The organism is Paenibacillus sp. ACRRY, from assembly GCF_022346995.1.
Classification (GTDB): domain Bacteria; phylum Bacillota; class Bacilli; order Paenibacillales; family Paenibacillaceae; genus Paenibacillus.
Genome location: NZ_JAKRNM010000003.1, coordinates 175747 through 192334 on the forward strand (window position 1 = coordinate 175747; position 16588 = coordinate 192334).

12 protein-coding genes are annotated in these 16588 nt (G+C 48.4%); 11 read left to right on the forward strand and 1 reads right to left on the reverse strand.

Going from position 1 to position 16588, the window contains the following annotated elements; all coding sequences use genetic code 11:
- Nucleotides 1-192 precede the first annotated feature (192 nt).
- Nucleotides 193-1365, forward strand: coding sequence for a M20 family metallopeptidase (locus tag MH144_RS14390; protein ID WP_239301284.1), 1173 nt, complete (start codon nucleotides 193-195; stop codon nucleotides 1363-1365).
- Nucleotides 1366-1369: 4 nt separating this feature from the next.
- Complete coding sequence (locus MH144_RS14395) at nucleotides 1370-2794, forward strand: YfcC family protein (protein ID WP_239301286.1); 1425 nt, start codon at nucleotides 1370-1372, stop codon at nucleotides 2792-2794.
- Nucleotides 2795-2888: 94 nt separating this feature from the next.
- Here MH144_RS14395 and MH144_RS14400 read toward each other — a convergent pair whose 3' ends face one another.
- Nucleotides 2889-6923 carry an InlB B-repeat-containing protein gene (locus MH144_RS14400; RefSeq protein ID WP_239301296.1) on the reverse strand — a complete coding sequence of 1345 codons (4035 nt, stop codon included), beginning with the start codon at nucleotides 6921-6923 and terminating at the stop codon, nucleotides 2889-2891.
- A 433-nt stretch (nucleotides 6924-7356) separates the two neighbouring features.
- Between MH144_RS14400 and trhO the strand changes: the two genes are divergently transcribed.
- From trhO to MH144_RS14445, 9 genes are all read left to right on the forward strand, one after another.
- Complete coding sequence (gene trhO / locus MH144_RS14405; protein ID WP_239301298.1) at nucleotides 7357-8244, forward strand: oxygen-dependent tRNA uridine(34) hydroxylase TrhO; 888 nt, start codon at nucleotides 7357-7359, stop codon at nucleotides 8242-8244.
- A 21-nt stretch (nucleotides 8245-8265) separates the two neighbouring features.
- The gene (locus tag MH144_RS14410) at nucleotides 8266-8904 is read left to right on the forward strand and encodes a helix-turn-helix transcriptional regulator (RefSeq protein WP_095360337.1); all 639 of its coding nucleotides are present in this window, start codon (nucleotides 8266-8268) and stop codon (nucleotides 8902-8904) included.
- Nucleotides 8905-9141: 237 nt separating this feature from the next.
- A complete protein-coding gene (locus MH144_RS14415) occupies nucleotides 9142-9714 on the forward strand; it encodes a TetR/AcrR family transcriptional regulator (protein ID WP_239301300.1) in 573 nt (190 codons plus the stop codon).
- 22 nt (nucleotides 9715-9736) lie between these two features.
- A complete protein-coding gene (locus tag MH144_RS14420) occupies nucleotides 9737-10591 on the forward strand; it encodes a phosphotransferase family protein (RefSeq protein WP_239301310.1) in 855 nt (284 codons plus the stop codon).
- Between the two features lie 337 nt (nucleotides 10592-10928).
- Nucleotides 10929-11984 (forward strand): ABC transporter substrate-binding protein, encoded by a 1056-nt coding sequence (locus MH144_RS14425; RefSeq protein ID WP_239301312.1) that lies wholly within the window; start codon nucleotides 10929-10931, stop codon nucleotides 11982-11984.
- A gap of 150 nt (nucleotides 11985-12134) precedes the next feature.
- Nucleotides 12135-12995 (forward strand): ABC transporter permease, encoded by an 861-nt coding sequence (locus MH144_RS14430; protein WP_236146853.1) that lies wholly within the window; start codon nucleotides 12135-12137, stop codon nucleotides 12993-12995.
- A gap of 2 nt (nucleotides 12996-12997) precedes the next feature.
- On the forward strand, nucleotides 12998-13792 hold the full coding sequence (locus tag MH144_RS14435; protein WP_239301314.1) for an ABC transporter ATP-binding protein: 795 nt from the start codon (nucleotides 12998-13000) through the stop codon (nucleotides 13790-13792).
- A 165-nt stretch (nucleotides 13793-13957) separates the two neighbouring features.
- On the forward strand, nucleotides 13958-15136 hold the full coding sequence (locus tag MH144_RS14440) for a winged helix-turn-helix domain-containing protein (RefSeq protein WP_239301316.1): 1179 nt from the start codon (nucleotides 13958-13960) through the stop codon (nucleotides 15134-15136).
- 79 nt (nucleotides 15137-15215) lie between these two features.
- Nucleotides 15216-16532, forward strand: coding sequence for an MFS transporter (locus MH144_RS14445; RefSeq protein ID WP_239301318.1), 1317 nt, complete (start codon nucleotides 15216-15218; stop codon nucleotides 16530-16532).
- The last annotated feature ends 56 nt before the right edge of the window (nucleotides 16533-16588 follow it).

Here is a 16588-nt window from a genome sequence, read left to right on the forward strand (position 1 = left end):
TTCATATGTGAATGATCCAGGCCCATAAAATTTTTTATGGGTTTTTCCTTAATTTTTTTGAATTTACTTATAGCATGGTCACACATACAATATATGAAATTCGCATTGTATATTTATTCGGTTGAATTGAATATAGAATGATGTTGGTTCGGAGAAAGGCGGCAATTATTCATGAATCATGACCATGTTCTTATGAAACAAAAAATTAAGGAAGCTGTGGATCGACTGGACCCCGAATTGCGGGAGTTGTCCCTTCGCATTCATGCCAATCCTGAGCTTAGTTTTGAGGAAGTCCAAGCACAGCAGTGGTTGACGGAACCTCTTGAAGCAGCCGGATTTCAGGTGGAAAAAGGGATTTCCGGTCTCCCAACCTCGTTTCGAGCTGTATGGGAAGGCCATGCAGCTGGGCCTACCATCGCTCTGCTGGCCGAATATGATGCTTTGCCTCGTATTGGACATGCCTGCGGACATAATCTGATTGGCACTTCGGCAGTAGGTGCCGCCATGGCTCTTAAGAAGGCTTTCCCTGAGCTGCCTGGGCGAATCATTGTTCTTGGTACTCCGGCTGAGGAAGAGGGCGGCGGCAAGATTATCATGGCGAATGATGGTGTATTTGACGGGATCGATGCTGTCATGATGTGCCATCCGCAGCAAAAAACGATGGTACTCCGGGGAGCGCTGGCTTGTGTGGACGCAACCTTTACATTCCATGGCAAACAGGCGCATGCAGCCTCTTCTCCCGAAAAGGGAATCAGTGCGCTGGATGCATTGGTAAATGCGTATGCGGGCATTAACTCGCTTCGCCCCTATTTGAAGGATGACGTTCGGGTAAACGGGATTATCACCAAGGGTGGAGATGCACCGAACGTTGTGCCTGAGCTAGCGGAGGCAGTCTATATCATCCGGGCAAAAACAGTCGAGGAATTGAAGACGGTTATGGACAAAGTGTACCGCGTCGTGCATCATGCTGCCGAGGGAGTTGGTGCTACGGTGGATATTTCGGAAGGACTGATCTATGCCGAGCGCAATAACAACAAGGCGCTGGCGAGCCTGTTTCAACAGAATCTGGAGGACATGGGCATTGAGGTGCATGATCCGCCGCAGACAGGTGGAGTGGGTTCATCAGATATTGGCAATGTGAGCCAGATAACCGCAGCGATCCATCCATACATCCGGTTGGGAGATGCAACGACCCATACCCCTGAGTTTGCCCGGCTCGCCGGCGCGGAAGAGGGCATGATTGAGCTGAATCTTGCAGCCAAGGCGCTTGCACTGACAGCGTACGATCTGTATGCGGACAGAGCTGCTTTGCAGCAAGTGCGGAATGAATTTGAAGAATGGAAACAACAGAAGGACGAGGGATGATCAATTGGAAAACATAACAAAACCACCACAACAACCACGCAAATGGTTCAAGATGCCGCATACCTTCGTCATCTTGTTCATTCTCGTATTGGTCGCTACCGTACTGACCTACATTATTCCTGCAGGGGAATTCGACCGGGTGAAGGATGAGGCCACAGGCAAATCTCTGCTCGTCCCGGGTTCATATCATCATGTAGAGGCCAATCCGACGAGCCTGTGGGATATTCCCAAATCGATTGTCCGCGGGCTGGTTGATTCTGCCGATGTTGTATTTTTTATTTTCATCATTGGCGGGGCCTTTCAGATCATTACAAGCACGGGTACGATTGAGGCACTGACGGGCAGGGTAGCGCGTTCGTTCGCCAATAAGGGATTGTGGGTCATTCCTGTGTTTATCACCCTATTCTCTGTCGGCGGGTTTACGATGGGGATGTCCACAGAGGTCATGGTTTTCGTACCCATAGGTATCGCTATTGCCCGGGCACTGGGGTATGACGCTCTGACCGGTACAGCAATGATCTCGCTGGGTGCCTCCTGTGGTTTCACCGCTGGACTGCTGAATCCATTCAATGTAGGTCTGGCTCAGGCCATTGCCGAAGTTCCGATTTTTTCCGGTATGTGGCTCCGTGCGATCATCCTGGTATGCTTGATTGCCATTACAAGTATCTATATCATGCGCTATGCTTCGCGGGTGAAATCAGACCCGACTCGCGGGTTGGTTCATGAACTCGAGCAGGAGCAGGCTGCTGATACACCTGCCGTGGATCTGAGCAAGCTGCCCACCATTCGCATCACACATATCCTTACAATCATTACGATTGTTGCCGGATTTGCCCTGTTGATCTGGGGCGTATCGAAAGAAGGCTGGTGGATGGAGGAGCTTGCGGCCCTTTTCCTGAGCATGGGCGTCATTTCCGGTCTGGTATCCGGATTCGGACCGAGCCGAATTGCGAGTGAATTTGTTAAAGGGGCAAGTGGTATTGCGTACGGAGCCTTTATCATTGGTCTGGCCAGAGGGATTATGGTCGTTCTGGATCAGGGGAATGTTATTGATTCAGTTGTGTACGGAATGTCTACTGCAGTGAGTGAACTTCCGTCCTCTGTTCAAGTATTGGGCATGTACTTTTTCCAAAATATAATGAATGTCTTCATTACATCGGGTACAGGCATGGCGGTAACAACGATGCCGATCATGGTTCCACTATCCGATCTGCTCGGCATTACCCGTCAGACTGCCGTGTTGGCATTCCAGTTCGGTGATGGTTTCACCAACATGATTCTGCCGACATCTTCTGCATTAATGGGCAGTCTCGCCGTATCCGGTATTCCGTATCAGAAATGGGTTAAGTTTTTCTGGCCTCTGATGGTGATGTGGATTGCATTGGGAATCATCTTCATGCTGATCGCGAGTACGATTCAGTATTCATAGTAAAGTAAAGAGCCTGTGTTCTGATGCGGCTCCTCTTGAACGGTTATAAACGTTCAGAGGGTGCCGCCAGGACACAGGCTTTATTTATCGGAACTTAATTTTGCATACTCAGCAGCAGCTTCACTGATTCGGCACGCGTCGTGTTGTCTCTTGGAGCAAAGGTATTCAATCCTTTACCGTTCAACAATCCGGATTTTTGCATTCCAGCAACCGCTGCTCTCGCCCACACAGGAATCTGTCCGTCGTCTGCAAAGGTTGAGCTGGTGCCGGATGCTGCCTTCAATTGCAGGGCATTCGCAACCATGACGGCCATTTCTGCACGGGTTACGGCATCATTGGGACGGAAGGTACCATCCGAGCCCCCTTGAATGAATCCGGCTTGTACGGCACGGGCTACAGCAGACTGTGCCCAGGCGCCTATGTTTGAGCGGTCGGTAAATGATAAAGGTGCTTCAGTGTAACTGGTTTGCAGTGCATTCATCAGCATCACTGTGAACTCGGCACGGGTAACAGATGCATTTGGTTTAAACGATCCATCCACATATCCCTTCACGATACCATCACGGGCAGCCTGCTGAATGAGCTTTTCTGCCCAGTGACCTTGTATATCCTGTAATGCAGCTTCTACAGGGGCGTTAGGCTGATCAACCGCGAATACAGCAAATTTGGTGAAATGATCTATGTCCACTTGGATCTGGTTGCCAACTATAGAGGATTCTCCAGCTGGATGCCACGTTTTATCTTGTTCATCAAAATAGAATAGTTCAGGCCGCTGATTGCTTCGCAAGCTTGATCCATCAAAGGCCATCTTCAATGTGACAGGTTTAATGAAATTCTGTGAGACATTTTTGAGTATTTCATATACCGGGCTGAGCAGCTGGGCTTGATTGGTCAGCAGATCGGATGAATCTTTAACCTGATCGATGGTGATCTTCAGCTCCTGATTCATCGCCCCGGCAGGAATAGTTAATGTGATGCCATCGCCCAAACTTACTTGCCCTGCCTGCCCCGCTGCCAGCGTTAAACGACCATTAGTTGAGTTTGTCGAGCTGGATGAATTAGAACTACTGCTTGATCCGGTATTATTCTGGCTGCCGGAGCCACCACTGTTACTGCCATTGCCGCCTGATGGTGGAGAAGGAATCACGTTCCATTTCGCATATAAGGTAAGATCGGCGATAATCTCCGTTTGATCAAAGTCGAACGGCGTCTTCAACTCAGGATCACGATACCATCCGGCAAACGTATAGCCTGAACGGCTTGGGGAAGCCGGAGTTGTAAGCTTACTCCCGTGCTCAATCGATATATCATCTACGGTAGATCCACCAAGAGTATCGAAAGAGATGGTGTACTTGTCAGCAGTCCATTTCGCGTACAGGGTAAGATCGCTAGTTACAGTTGTGTTATCAAAATCAAAAGCCTGACTCAAGGCCGAATCAGTGAACCATCCGGCGAAAGTGTGTCCCACATTGGTTGGATCAGCAGGAGCCACTGCCAACCCACCGTATTGAATCGATTGCTCATCGATCGCCGTACCCCCGTTAGAGTTGAAGCTAACGGTATAGGAGTTAATCGACCATTTTGCATACAGGGTGAGGTCGGTGGTTACAGGTGTATTGTCAAAATTAAAAGCCTGACTCAAACTTGAATCGGTGAACCATCCGGCGAAAGTGTGTCCCACTTTGGTTGGATCAACCGGGGCTACCGCTAATTCATTATATTGAATCGATTGATCATCAACCGCCGTACCACCGTTAGAGTTGAAGTTGACGGTGTAGGAGTTAATCAACCATTTCGCATACAGGGTAAGATCGCCGGTTACAGGTGTGTTGTCAAAGTCAAAAGCCAGACTCAAGCCTGAATCGGTGAACCATCCAGCAAAAGTGTGCCCCACATTGGTTGGATCAGCAGGAGCCATTGCCAATTCATTATATGGAACGGACTGGTCATCGACTGCCGTACCGCCGTTAGAGTCGAAGTTAACAGTGTAGGAGTTAATCGACCATTTTGCATAAAGGGTCATATCGCCGTTTACAGTTGTGTTGTCGAAATCAAAAGCCTGACTCAAACTTGAATCGGTGAACCATCCCAAGAAAGTGTGTCCAGCTTTGGCCGGTGCATCAGGAGTGGTCGCCAACTCACCGTATTGAATCGATTGATCATCGACCGCCGTACCGCCGTTAGAGTCGAAGTTGACGGTGTAGGAGTTGATCGTCCATTTCGCATACAGGGTGATATCGCCAGTTACAGGTGTGTTGTCAAAGTCAAAAGCCTGACTCAAGCCTGAATCGGTGAACCATCCAGCAAAAGTGTGCCCATCTTTGGTGGGGTCATCAGGAGCCGCTGCCAACTCACTATATGGAACGGACTGGTCATCGACGGCCGTACCGCCGCTAGAGTTGAAGTTAACAGTGTAGGAGTTAATCGACCATTTTGCATAAAGGGTAAGATTGCTGGTTACAGTTGTATTGTCAAAATCAAAAGCCTGACTGAAACCTGAATCCGTGAACCATCCAGCAAAAGTGTGTCCCGCTTTGGTTGGATCATCAGGTTCGTTAGTTTTGTCTCCGTAATTCACGTTTTGTTCGGGGACCTCGGAACCGCCATTACTGTCAAAATGAATGGTCCGCGGCACATGAAAGCTAAATTGAACGGTTGTTGTGTTGCCTGCACGATCCGTGACAATCAGTACATGTTCTCCTTCAGCCTGAACGGTATCTCCAGTGTTAAATGGGAAACCATTCAACGTCGCTGTCCCTTCATTAAAAGTGATGAATGGACTAACGTTATAGACTCCGTCTTGAGTGACGCCTGTAACAATAGGAGGATGAGTATCCACTGTAAAATGAATCGTTGTTGTGCCAATGCTATTGGTGACTGCCAGGGTATAATCACCATCTGCTGTGACTGTAGTGCCACTTGTGAATGCAGAACCATTTAAAATCGCGGTTCCACTGTTAAATCTAGGTGTGACCGCTTGGTTATACGTTCCGCCCTCAGTTACGCCGCTAACGATTGGAGCTGTAGTTTGCTCAATCGTTATAGTGACCGCCACTGGAATACTTGTACCCCATTGATTGTTAGCACTATAAGTGAAGCTGTCAGTTCCTACATAATCAGTCACCGGAGTATACGCGAACGAGCCGTTGGAATTCATGACGACTGTTCCGTTCATCGGCCCACTTCTCAACATAGCGGCAGAAGCTGCCCTATCATTGGAAAGTACGCCTGGGGCAGAAACAACCAAAGTGGTGTTTTGGTTAATAATATAGTTATCTTCAATGGCCTCCGGGAGCTCCCCACCGTCTAAACTCGGGAAAACGCCTGTGTTAGCAACATAATAAACCAAAGCAGACTGGCTGCTGTTGAGATTAGGTACATTAAAATTCACCCGACCATCACCTCCAAACTTGGTGCCAAACAGGCTGAATAAGGGCTGGTTTTGGTTGATGGGCAGTGTTAATCCGTTTGCCGGTATCCAGCGGTTTGTCGGGAGGCTAACCAGCATGGGAATGATCTCGCCTATATACTCGTAACCTGTACCATTCTCGGCCTTTAGCGTGGGATCAGTAGAAATGGCATAGAAAATGATATCGTTCATTTTGGGCATGGTAGGAAGTTTAAATGTGGTATTCCCATCTCCACCATAGGTCGTGCCGATCATCTGAAATAAGTCACTGTAAGTAGATGTGGAGACCTCCTGACCATTCAATGCTAACCAACCCGGAGGGGTGAATTGGTATGGAAACAAACGGACCTCTCCAAGAACCGATTCAGCACCACTGTACAAGCTCTCTTCACGAGAAGGATATATCCCGTTTATGGCTATGTAATAGCCCATGCCGTCAGGTGCAGAGCCTGATAGATTGGGTAAAGAAAAGGTTGTTCTTCCATCTCCGCCAAAATTAAGCCCGAGGAGAGAGTAAAGAGCGGTATTTTGAGTGACTGACATGCTTTGCCCTCTAGCTGGCATCCAGCCCTTAGGTATTGCATTGTAGGGAAATAATCTGATCTCCCCAAGGTAAGGCTCTGCTCCCGCTGCCTGTGCCCGTTCGAAGATACTGGAGTTATTCCACAGACCACTCAGTCCAATCAGGAATACCAACCAGATGATACTTACTTTCTTCAATAAAGTTAAACTCACAATTTCATCCCCATTTTCCTCATAAATATGCTCACGTTATGCTTATCCCCATCCACTGCACTTTTGTGATTTACAGTGGTAAGCCATATAATGATGAGCATAGTGTACTGGATACGAAGGCAAAAATGAATATGATTTTAATTCAAATTTAAAATAAATTTTGATATCTTCCAGAGACACCTCAATTATGGTTGAAATGTTCCATAACTTTCATCCCTTTCTATACATTTATATTGACTAAGCCCTTCCGATTCCGATAAACTAGAGTGCAGGAATAAAAGTCGTATGTTGGGCAGCAGTTCGAGACGATGTTTCGGGCGGCTGTTTATTTTCTTTTTTTAATGAGCAAGGTTGCAACGTTGTAGGCTTGTCGGATGATCCGGCCAATATCAACATGGAATAGGAACAGGTGATACACATGTGTAACAGCGCGTACCGCGTGCTTTTATATTATAAGTTCGTGAAGATTGAAGACCCCGAGACATTTACTCAAGAACATCTGCAATACTGCAAGGACCTGGGTGTAAAAGGCCGTATTCTGATTGCATCGGAAGGTATTAACGGTACGGTATCCGGCACGCCCGAGCAGACGGAGCAATACATGAAGGACATGCATGCCAATCCGCTGTTCAGCGATATGGTGTTCAAGATTGATGACGTGGAAGAGCATGCGTTCAAAAAAATATTCGTTCGTCACAAAGCGGAGCTCGTAACCTTCCGCGTGGACGATGATCTGGACCCGAACGTGACTAGCGGCAAACGCCTCTCGCCAAAAGAGTTCCACGAGCATTTGCAACGTGATGACGTCATCGTCATCGATGGCCGCAATGACTATGAATACGAAATTGGTCATTTCCGCGGAGCCATTCGTCCGGACGTTGAGTCGTTCCGCGAGTTTCCGGAGTGGATCCGGGAGAACTTGGGCGACATGAAGGACAAAAAGATCATTACCTACTGTACTGGTGGCATTCGCTGCGAGAAGCTGACTGGCTTCATGATCAATGAGGGATTCCAGGACGTGGCGCAGTTGGAAGGCGGCATCGTAACCTACGGTAAGGACCCTGAGGTACAAGGCCGTCTGTTCGATGGTAAGTGCTACGTGTTTGACGAACGCATCTCTGTGCCAATTAACCGGACAGACGAAGATATTGTCATTGCCAGCTGTTATCACTGTGGAACGACACATGACCGATATATTAATTGTCCAACCTGCAACCTGCAGCACGTGTGCTGTGAGGATTGCGAAGAGACGCATAACCGCTTTTGCTCGGATGCCTGCCGGGAGGCAGCACCGGTACACGCATAAGCAGGAGAGCAGGTGCTGCACGTGAAGCGTGAAGACGAAATGACGACGCGTGAACGGATTTTGTTCATGCTGAAGCGGCAGGGCACGATGACCGCAAGAGAAATGACGGCCGAACTTGGACTGACCGGCATGGCGATTCGTCGTCACCTGACGGCACTGGAGCAGGATGGACTTATTGAAGTCCGGGAGGCTAGGGCCACAGCTGGACGTCCATCTTCGGTGTACCATTTGACCGCACGCGGAGATGGTTTTTTTCCAAAATCCTACCCATCGCTTACGCTTGAATTGCTGGAAGAACTGACGGAGTCTGCGGGTGAAGGCATTGTAGACACGCTGTTCGAGAGTCGGCGTGACAAGCTGCTGCGGAGCAAATTGCCACAGATGGAGGGCCAGGATTTGGCCGGGCGCGTCGAGGAATTGGCACGGATACAGAATGCTAATGGCTACATGGCTGATGCGTCGCGAGAAGAAGACGGTTCTTATGTGCTGACTGAGCTGAACTGTCCGATTGTACAGGTGGCGAGCGTATATCGTCAGGCTTGCCGCTGCGAACTGGATTTGTTCCGTTCCTTGCTGCAGGCAGATGTCGAGCGCACCGAATGTTACGCTGAAGGCGGCAAGAAATGCACATACCAGATTCGCGAAGCCGCGGGAAATTAATAAACGTATGGAGATTGTCTCGATCATTCGAAACAGTCTCTTTTTTTGTTATATAATGACGCAAAAACGCTACTATTACGGTTGAATACACTTATGATTCACTTAACATCCTGTAAAGATTTCATCACTAGAGTTATTTGAGAGGAAATATTATCGTACATGTACACTTGACACATGAATCTCATCATAATAACATTCGTTATATAACAAGTGTTATTATGATGGAGGGAGAAAATAATGCCACCAAGATCCGAGATCACACAAGAAAAAGTGTTATCTGCCGCATTTGAGCTTGTGCGGGAGCAAGGATTGGAGGCGATCACTGCGCGAAACGTCGCTCAGAGACTTCATTGCTCCACCCAACCGATTTATAGCCTCTATAACAACATCGAAGAGCTAAAAGCAAGTGTGTATGACAAAGCGGCCGAATTTGCCCGCGATAGCATGATGGAATATAAGGATAGTGTTAATTCTCCTGCGCTGAACCTGACCATCGGCTTTCTATATTTTGCGCAAAACGAGAAACAACTATTTAGGGCCTTGTATCTATCAGGTTATCGGCAATACAACCCGCATACTGATCAGTTTTTGGGTGAGGAACTAACTACGTTTTATATGCGATACAGCAAGCGATTGCAAGACGTTTCCTATGAGCAGATTAAGCGTATTTTCTTAAAACTAACAATCTATTTAATCGGCATTGGAACGTTACTGAACTCTCACACCTTAGAGCTGGACATGAACGAAGCGATCGAGATGATCCGGGAAATGTATGAAATGTTACTGCATAAAGAAGGTCTCACTTATTAATTCGAATAAGGAGTGAGCAATAATGGTTTATCGGCTTGGTAACAAAATTGGAGAAGGTGGATGTGCGGAAGTATATGAATGGGAGGATGGGAGTAAAATCATCAAGTTAGCTAAGCCTAACACCATCCAGGCTGCCTTACAGGCTGAACTGCATCATTCTCGAATTGCTTGGGCATGCGGGCTGCCTGTTCCACGACCCTATGATTTGGTTAAGGTTAGAGACCGACCAGGTATTATATTTGAACGGATTTACGGCGATCCCATTTTGAAGCGATTCGTGGAAAAAGCAGTAGAGCAATCCAGAATGCAACAACCCATCGATATCATGCATGATTACGTTCATGCCAAGATCACGGCACAACTTTTTCATCAGATTCATTCCCATTCGGTGGCCGATATGCCGTGTCAGAGGGAGAATATTAGGAACGATATTGATAGAGCGCAATATTTGACACAAGCGGAGAAGAAGGCCGTAATTGCCGAGTTGGATCGCTTACCAATTAAGCAGAGACTTTGTCATGGCGATCCAAACCCAGGTAATATTTTGCTCAGAGATGACGACGCAGTCATTATCGACTGGAACAATGCTTCTACAGGAAATCCAGAAGCTGATTTAGCTGAATATGTCATTATGATTCGATATGCAATCTTGCCGCCGCATCTGCCGAGTGAGGCTAGTGTTGCCCTTGATGCTACGAGGGAGATCAGTATTCGCTTGTTTATGGAGGAGTACGAAAAATTGTCTGGCATCAGTTATAGAGATGTTGAACCCTGGATCGGCCCTGTGGCAGCACGCAAACTGGTTGCGGATGGGATCTCCGAAGAAGAAAAACATCTGCTTATCAACGAGATTAGAAGAAGGCTCCATATTCGTTAGCCAGATTGAATATATAATAAAATGATAAAGGCGCCATCAGCAGATTATTGTGGATGGCTTTTTTTGTTTTGTGTAATGTTATCTATCACGGCTAACGAATCAAACTAAATTGGAAGCGGTTCAACCATTGACGGGAAAGAAGTCGCACCTTAATATTAGAGAAACACAAAATGACCAACACGAGTCATGGACTTCAGTCGCATGAGGAATGTCTACGTTTGTCTGCTTTTGTCGATAAAAGCAACAATGCGTTGAAGCGTTCGCTTTGTCCCGCCCTATCGTGTCACTTGGATGAGGAGATGGACAACACATTTAGAAGATGGAGAGGGGTTCTCACATGAAAAAGAAATTCTGGATGTCACTGATGATGGTTGCTTCAATGATTGTAGCTGCAGGTTGCGGAAATAACAGCAGCACGGGTACGGGTACGGAATCCGAAGGATCCGGTACGACAGCAAGCGAAGGTACTGCAGAGAAATCCTACCGCATTGCCATCTCGCAAATTGTGGAACATCCATCCCTGGATGCGACACGTGAAGGATTCATTGCGGCACTGAAGGAAGCGGGAATCGAAGAAAACAAAAACCTAACGATTGACTACAACAATGCACAAGGTGATTCAACAAACAACCTGTCCATTGCCCAAAAAATCGCAGGGGATTCGAAGAATGATCTGGTGCTCGGGATTGCTACTCCATCTGCACTGGCACTGGCTCAGCAGGTCAAAGAAAAGCCATTGCTCTTCGCAGCGGTTACGGACCCGCTTGGTGCCAAGCTGGTGACTGATATGGACAAGCCAGGCGGCAATGTCACTGGTGCATCGGATACAAATCCGGAGGCAATTGTGCAGTTGGCTGCTTTTATCGCGAAATATCTGACGGACGTAAAAACAGTAGGTTTGGTCATTAATGAAGGTGAGCCGAATGCTGTTGTCATGGCAGACAATGCGGAAAAAGCGCTGGCGACACACGGAATCAAGCTGGTTAAAGCCCCAGTTACGAATACATCTGAAGTTAAACAGGCAACAGACTCTCTGGTCGGCAAAGTGGATGCCTTCTATATCACACTCGACAACTCGGTTGTCAGTGCAGTGGATACGATCATCCAGACAGCAAACAGCAACAAGATTCCGTTCTTCTCCAGTGACCGGGATACAGTTGAAAAGGGTGCTTTTGCTACCGTTGGTTTCAAATACTACGACCATGGATATCAAGTAGGCGAAATGGCTGCAGATATTCTGAAGAATGGTACGAAGCCTGGCGAGATGAAAGTAACGGTTCCGGACAAGCTCGATCTGATCCTGAATCTTAAAGCAGCTGAAGCTCAAGGCATCACGGTTACCGACGAGATGAAGGCGGAAGTGCAAGACAAGGATAACAACATTATTCAGTAATCTGACCGGACAACAAACCGGCAGTACGGATGCGAGGCGGACGTGCAGTGGGTTCGCCTCATTCTTTTCGATAGACAGGGAGGAAGTAGCGTGAGTATAAGTTGGAATTCAATCGAAGGGGCAATCGAGCTCGGTCTGTTATATGCCCTCATGGCCCTTGGTGTATATATTACGTTCCGGATTCTCGATTTTCCCGATCTTACCGTAGACGGAAGTTTTACAACAGGAGGCGCAATCGCGGCGGTTATGATCTCCAATGACTTTTCTCCTTGGCTCGCCTGTTTGGCGGCAATGGCTGGAGGAATGATAGCTGGAGCCTGTACCGGTCTGCTGCATACCAAAGGCAAAATCAATGGGTTGTTATCCGGAATTCTGATGATGATTGCCCTCTATTCCATTAATATGCGTATCCTCGGTGCGCCGAACAAATCCATTATGGGGATGGATAACCCATTCTCGGGCGAGCATGTCATGGTGCTAATCATTATTGTTGTGCTGGTGTTTAAAATCATGCTGGACCTGTTTATGAAAACCGATATTGGACTGGCATTGCGCGCCACAGGCGACAATAAACGCATGATCCGCAGCTTCGGTGCAAATACCGATGTAACGACTATCGTCGGCGTCAGTTTGTCCAACGGACTGGTTGCCTTGTCCGGGGCATTTATTGCCCAGCAATCAGGCTTCGCAGACATTACGATGGGGATTGGTATGATCGTGATCGGATTGGCCTCTGTTATTATCGGGGAAGCCATTCTGGGTGCAAGAACGGTATTCTGGGCAACGCTCGCAGCTGTGGTCGGTTCGATTATTTACCGGATTGTCGTTGCGCTTGCTCTTCAGGTCGAATGGTTCGATACCTCTGATCTGAAGCTGATTACCGCGGTAATCGTCATTATTGCTCTTGTTTTCCCAACCATGCAGCGCTCCATGAAGCAGAAGAGCCTTGCTCGCAAACGAACGGAAGAGCTTATGCGATCCACGGGTCAACAAGCGAAGGGAGGCATGTGATCATGCTGGAGATTTCACATGTGACGAAGCTGTTTAATCCGGGAACGACAGACGAGAAGACAGCACTGGTTGGCGTGAATCTGACGATGAATCCGGGGGATTTTGTAACGGTCATCGGCAGTAATGGCGCGGGAAAGTCTACATTGATGAATATCATATCTGGTGTAATGAAGCCGGATATGGGCGATGTGCTGATCAATGACCGGTCCATCAAAAACCTGCCTGAGCATAAGCGCAGCAGCTGGATCGGCCGGGTGTTCCAGGATCCGATGGCAGGAACGGCTCCGCATATGTCCATTGAAGAAAACATGGCGATGGCGTACAAACGCGGTAAAGGACGCGGACTTGGCTTCGGGGTTACCCGGACGAGACGGGAGATCTTCAACGCCCAGCTGCAGAAGCTGGGGATCGGACTCGATAAACGTCCCAATGCCAAAGTGGGTCTTCTCTCTGGCGGGGAGCGCCAGGCACTCAGCCTTCTGATGGCAACCTTTACCCAGCCGCAGATTCTGCTGCTTGATGAGCATACGGCGGCACTTGACCCTTCACGTGCCGAATTGATTACGGAGCTGACCGAAACGCTGGTCCGTGAGATGAAACTGACGACCCTGATGGTAACTCACAATATGGAGCAAGCGATTCGTCTCGGTAACCGTCTGATCATGATGGATAAGGGCAGAATCATTCTGGACGTCAGTGAAGAGCGCAAGCGCACATTGACCGTACCTGAGCTGCTGGGTGAATTCGAGCGCATCAGTGGCAAGAAGATGGCAGACGACCGTGTGGTACTTGGCTAAGGCCAGATCATGTGCTGGGCGTATTATACAAAAAACCTTTTGCGTGCCCGCAAAAGGTTTTTTGTGGTATGTTGTTTTCTACATGAACGAATACCAGGTTTAGCGTAATCGAATTATGTATGAACCCAACCAAGGGATAAGCAAGCATATACAGGGGGACCAGGCATGTCATTGCAATTTGATGAAGGTACATATACCGTAACCCGGCGCACGGATTCCATCCAACTGCTCGCGAAGGAATTCGCGCTATTTCATTTTCTATATGAAAACAAGGAAAAGGCATTTACTCGCAGCCAGCTGCTGGACAGCGTATGGCCGCTGGAGTATCCGGTTGAACGCACCGTGGATGACCATGTGTACCGTCTGCGTAAGAAATTGAAGCGTTGGGAAGAGGTTTCGCTGGATACGGTGCGGGGCTACGGTTACAGACTAACTATACGGACGAATATGGCAGCGCTGCCCGCCAACCCTTCCGCTCACGATCTGGAGATGCGGGAAGTGATCCATGGATTGTTCCGCAAATATCATTTGTTTGGGCAGGGAAAATCGATGCTAACCTTGTTCGATCAGCAGGATGCTCTGGGTATCCAGATTGATTCGTTCTATCAACTATATATTCATTTTATCCAGGGGGATCTGGAATGGCTCATTACCACAGAGGAAGTCCCTTTCGAGGAGCGTTTATACTGGCTGCTGATTTTTGTACACGCGCTAATCGAACCAGCGGAGAGTTTGCATCTGTATGAGCAGGCATTAAATTCACCTGCACTGTCTGAGGATCAGCTTCGGGAGCTCCGTATTTTGAATATTGTTGAGGTCTATGCAGAGGTTGGTCAATATCGGCGGGCCAAAGCACAATTAGCAGAGACATATCGCGTCATTGAGACAGACCATCTGGTCAACTTCAAGCTTCCCGTATCCCTATCGGAGTTGTACGTAGAGTTGTGGGGCGGCAGTGGTGAAAGAGTAGAAGAACAGATGTGCATGTTACGATCAAGTTTGAAGGATGCGCCATATTTGCGTGAGATTGGACGGTTCCAGGTCATGGAGGGGCTGTGGCTGCTGAGGCAGGGGAGGGCTCGTGAAGCAGAACCGAGGATTGATGACGGGCTGGATGTTCTCAAAATGACATTGAACGCACCACTATACATCAATTCGGCGAATCAGATCTTGTTATTTATGGCCCATCACCGAATCGAGGGACGTCTGGTTCACAAATATCGTCAAGTCTATGCTGAAATTGCCAAAGCATACGGTGTTCCTATGTATGGACAGCGTATTACGGATGAAGTCCGCGCGTATTTATCCCCATTTCCTCCAGCCTCTGATCTTCCTCTGATATAACTCTCGTATGATTACAGCCAAGGAACATGCAAGCCTGGCAACTAGGCTGTAATCAGAGGAGTAGGAGGAACCACCCACCATGAATACTGTTTCCAATGAATCTCATCGCTCATCACCTTCGTCCCAAATGCCACCCGGAAGTTTGTGGACCAACTTCCGCTTCATGCGCATGTTCATCGCGTATGCACTCGCTACCTTCGGGGATTGGTTCGATGCCCTTGCCATTCAAGTATTGGTGGCCTATCGATGGGGGGTCGATCCACTGATCATCGCACTGATTCCCGTCTGTATGGCTGTCCCGGGCATCCTGCTGGGCTCGGTCGCGGGTACACTTGCAGATCGTCTGCACAAAGTAAAGATCATGTTACTTTGTGATGTAATCACCGTTGTGCTTACGTTTGCCATTTTGTTCGCCCCGAGCGCGGCATGGCTGCTTCCGCTTCTGGCCTTGCGAGCCATGATGGGCGTATTCCACATTCCGGCCCAACAGGCGCTGACGCGTCAAGTGGTGGCCGAGGAGCATCTGTTTCAGGCATCGTCTCTGAACGGATTTGTCGGACAGTGCTCCAAGGTGGCCGGACCGCTTCTGGGTGCCGTCATCCTGGCGATATTCTCACCCCAAATTTGTATTGTGATCAATGCCTGCACCCGTCTAATATCCGGCTTGGTATTATGGCCATTGCGACGGTTAACGGAGCAACCGGAACATTCTATAGTGAATGAGACGCAAGATCAGCATGACCAAATAGAAAGTGAATCGGTGCTGACGCAATGGACCAAAGGGTGGAGCTTTATACGAAACAGCCGGGCCATCTTATGCACGCTGTTGTTTGGCTGTTTGGGCTTAATGGCCATTCTGATGATTGATTATCAGTTCGTAACGCTTTTCCGAAGCATCAAGCCGGGGAATGAAGCCTTGATTGGATGGCTGGGCTCATCTGCAGGAGCGGGTGCTGTTATTATGATTCTGCTGCTGAACCGGCTGCCGCGAGTCAGTTATGGCTGGGGGTTGGGTGGAGGGTTCCTCCTTATTGGAGTAGGTATTGCTGCCTTAGGCATGGTAGCTCCCTTTACCCCGGATGTATGGATAATCGTCTGGGGGCTGTGCATTGGCCTCGGAAACGGCCTCTCTATGGTCACGCTGAATTATTTGCTGCAAAAGGAAACCCCTCCTGCTTATGTAGGGCGTGTCTTCGGCATCCAAAATTCGATGTCTAGTGTTGTGCTTGTCGTTGCTCCGCTGGCAGGTGGTGCGCTGATTCATATTATGGGACCCGGCCTTACCTTTCAGTTCATCGGCATTGCTACGCTCGCTATTGGACTTACAGGTATCTTGATGCAGCGCAAGTTGTGGGGAGCCCAGAGACCATGCGTTGTTGTTGGGCAGGAACTATAATTCATTGGCAAAAAGACACACGTAAAAGCCGCTTCCAGTTTGCCGGAGGCGGCTTT

Coding starts and splice junctions, on each gene's coding strand:
- MH144_RS14390 (WP_239301284.1), top strand. CDS start 193: ATGAAACAAAAAATTAAGGAAGCTGTGGATCGACTGGACCCCGAATTG.
- trhO (WP_239301298.1), top strand. CDS start 7,357: ATGTGTAACAGCGCGTACCGCGTGCTTTTATATTATAAGTTCGTGAAG.
- MH144_RS14415 (WP_239301300.1), top strand. CDS start 9,142: ATGCCACCAAGATCCGAGATCACACAAGAAAAAGTGTTATCTGCCGCA.
- MH144_RS14420 (WP_239301310.1), top strand. CDS start 9,737: ATGGTTTATCGGCTTGGTAACAAAATTGGAGAAGGTGGATGTGCGGAA.
- MH144_RS14425 (WP_239301312.1), top strand. CDS start 10,929: ATGAAAAAGAAATTCTGGATGTCACTGATGATGGTTGCTTCAATGATT.
- MH144_RS14430 (WP_236146853.1), top strand. CDS start 12,135: ATGGCCCTTGGTGTATATATTACGTTCCGGATTCTCGATTTTCCCGAT.
- MH144_RS14435 (WP_239301314.1), top strand. CDS start 12,998: ATGCTGGAGATTTCACATGTGACGAAGCTGTTTAATCCGGGAACGACA.
- MH144_RS14440 (WP_239301316.1), top strand. CDS start 13,958: ATGTCATTGCAATTTGATGAAGGTACATATACCGTAACCCGGCGCACG.
- MH144_RS14445 (WP_239301318.1), top strand. CDS start 15,216: ATGAATACTGTTTCCAATGAATCTCATCGCTCATCACCTTCGTCCCAA.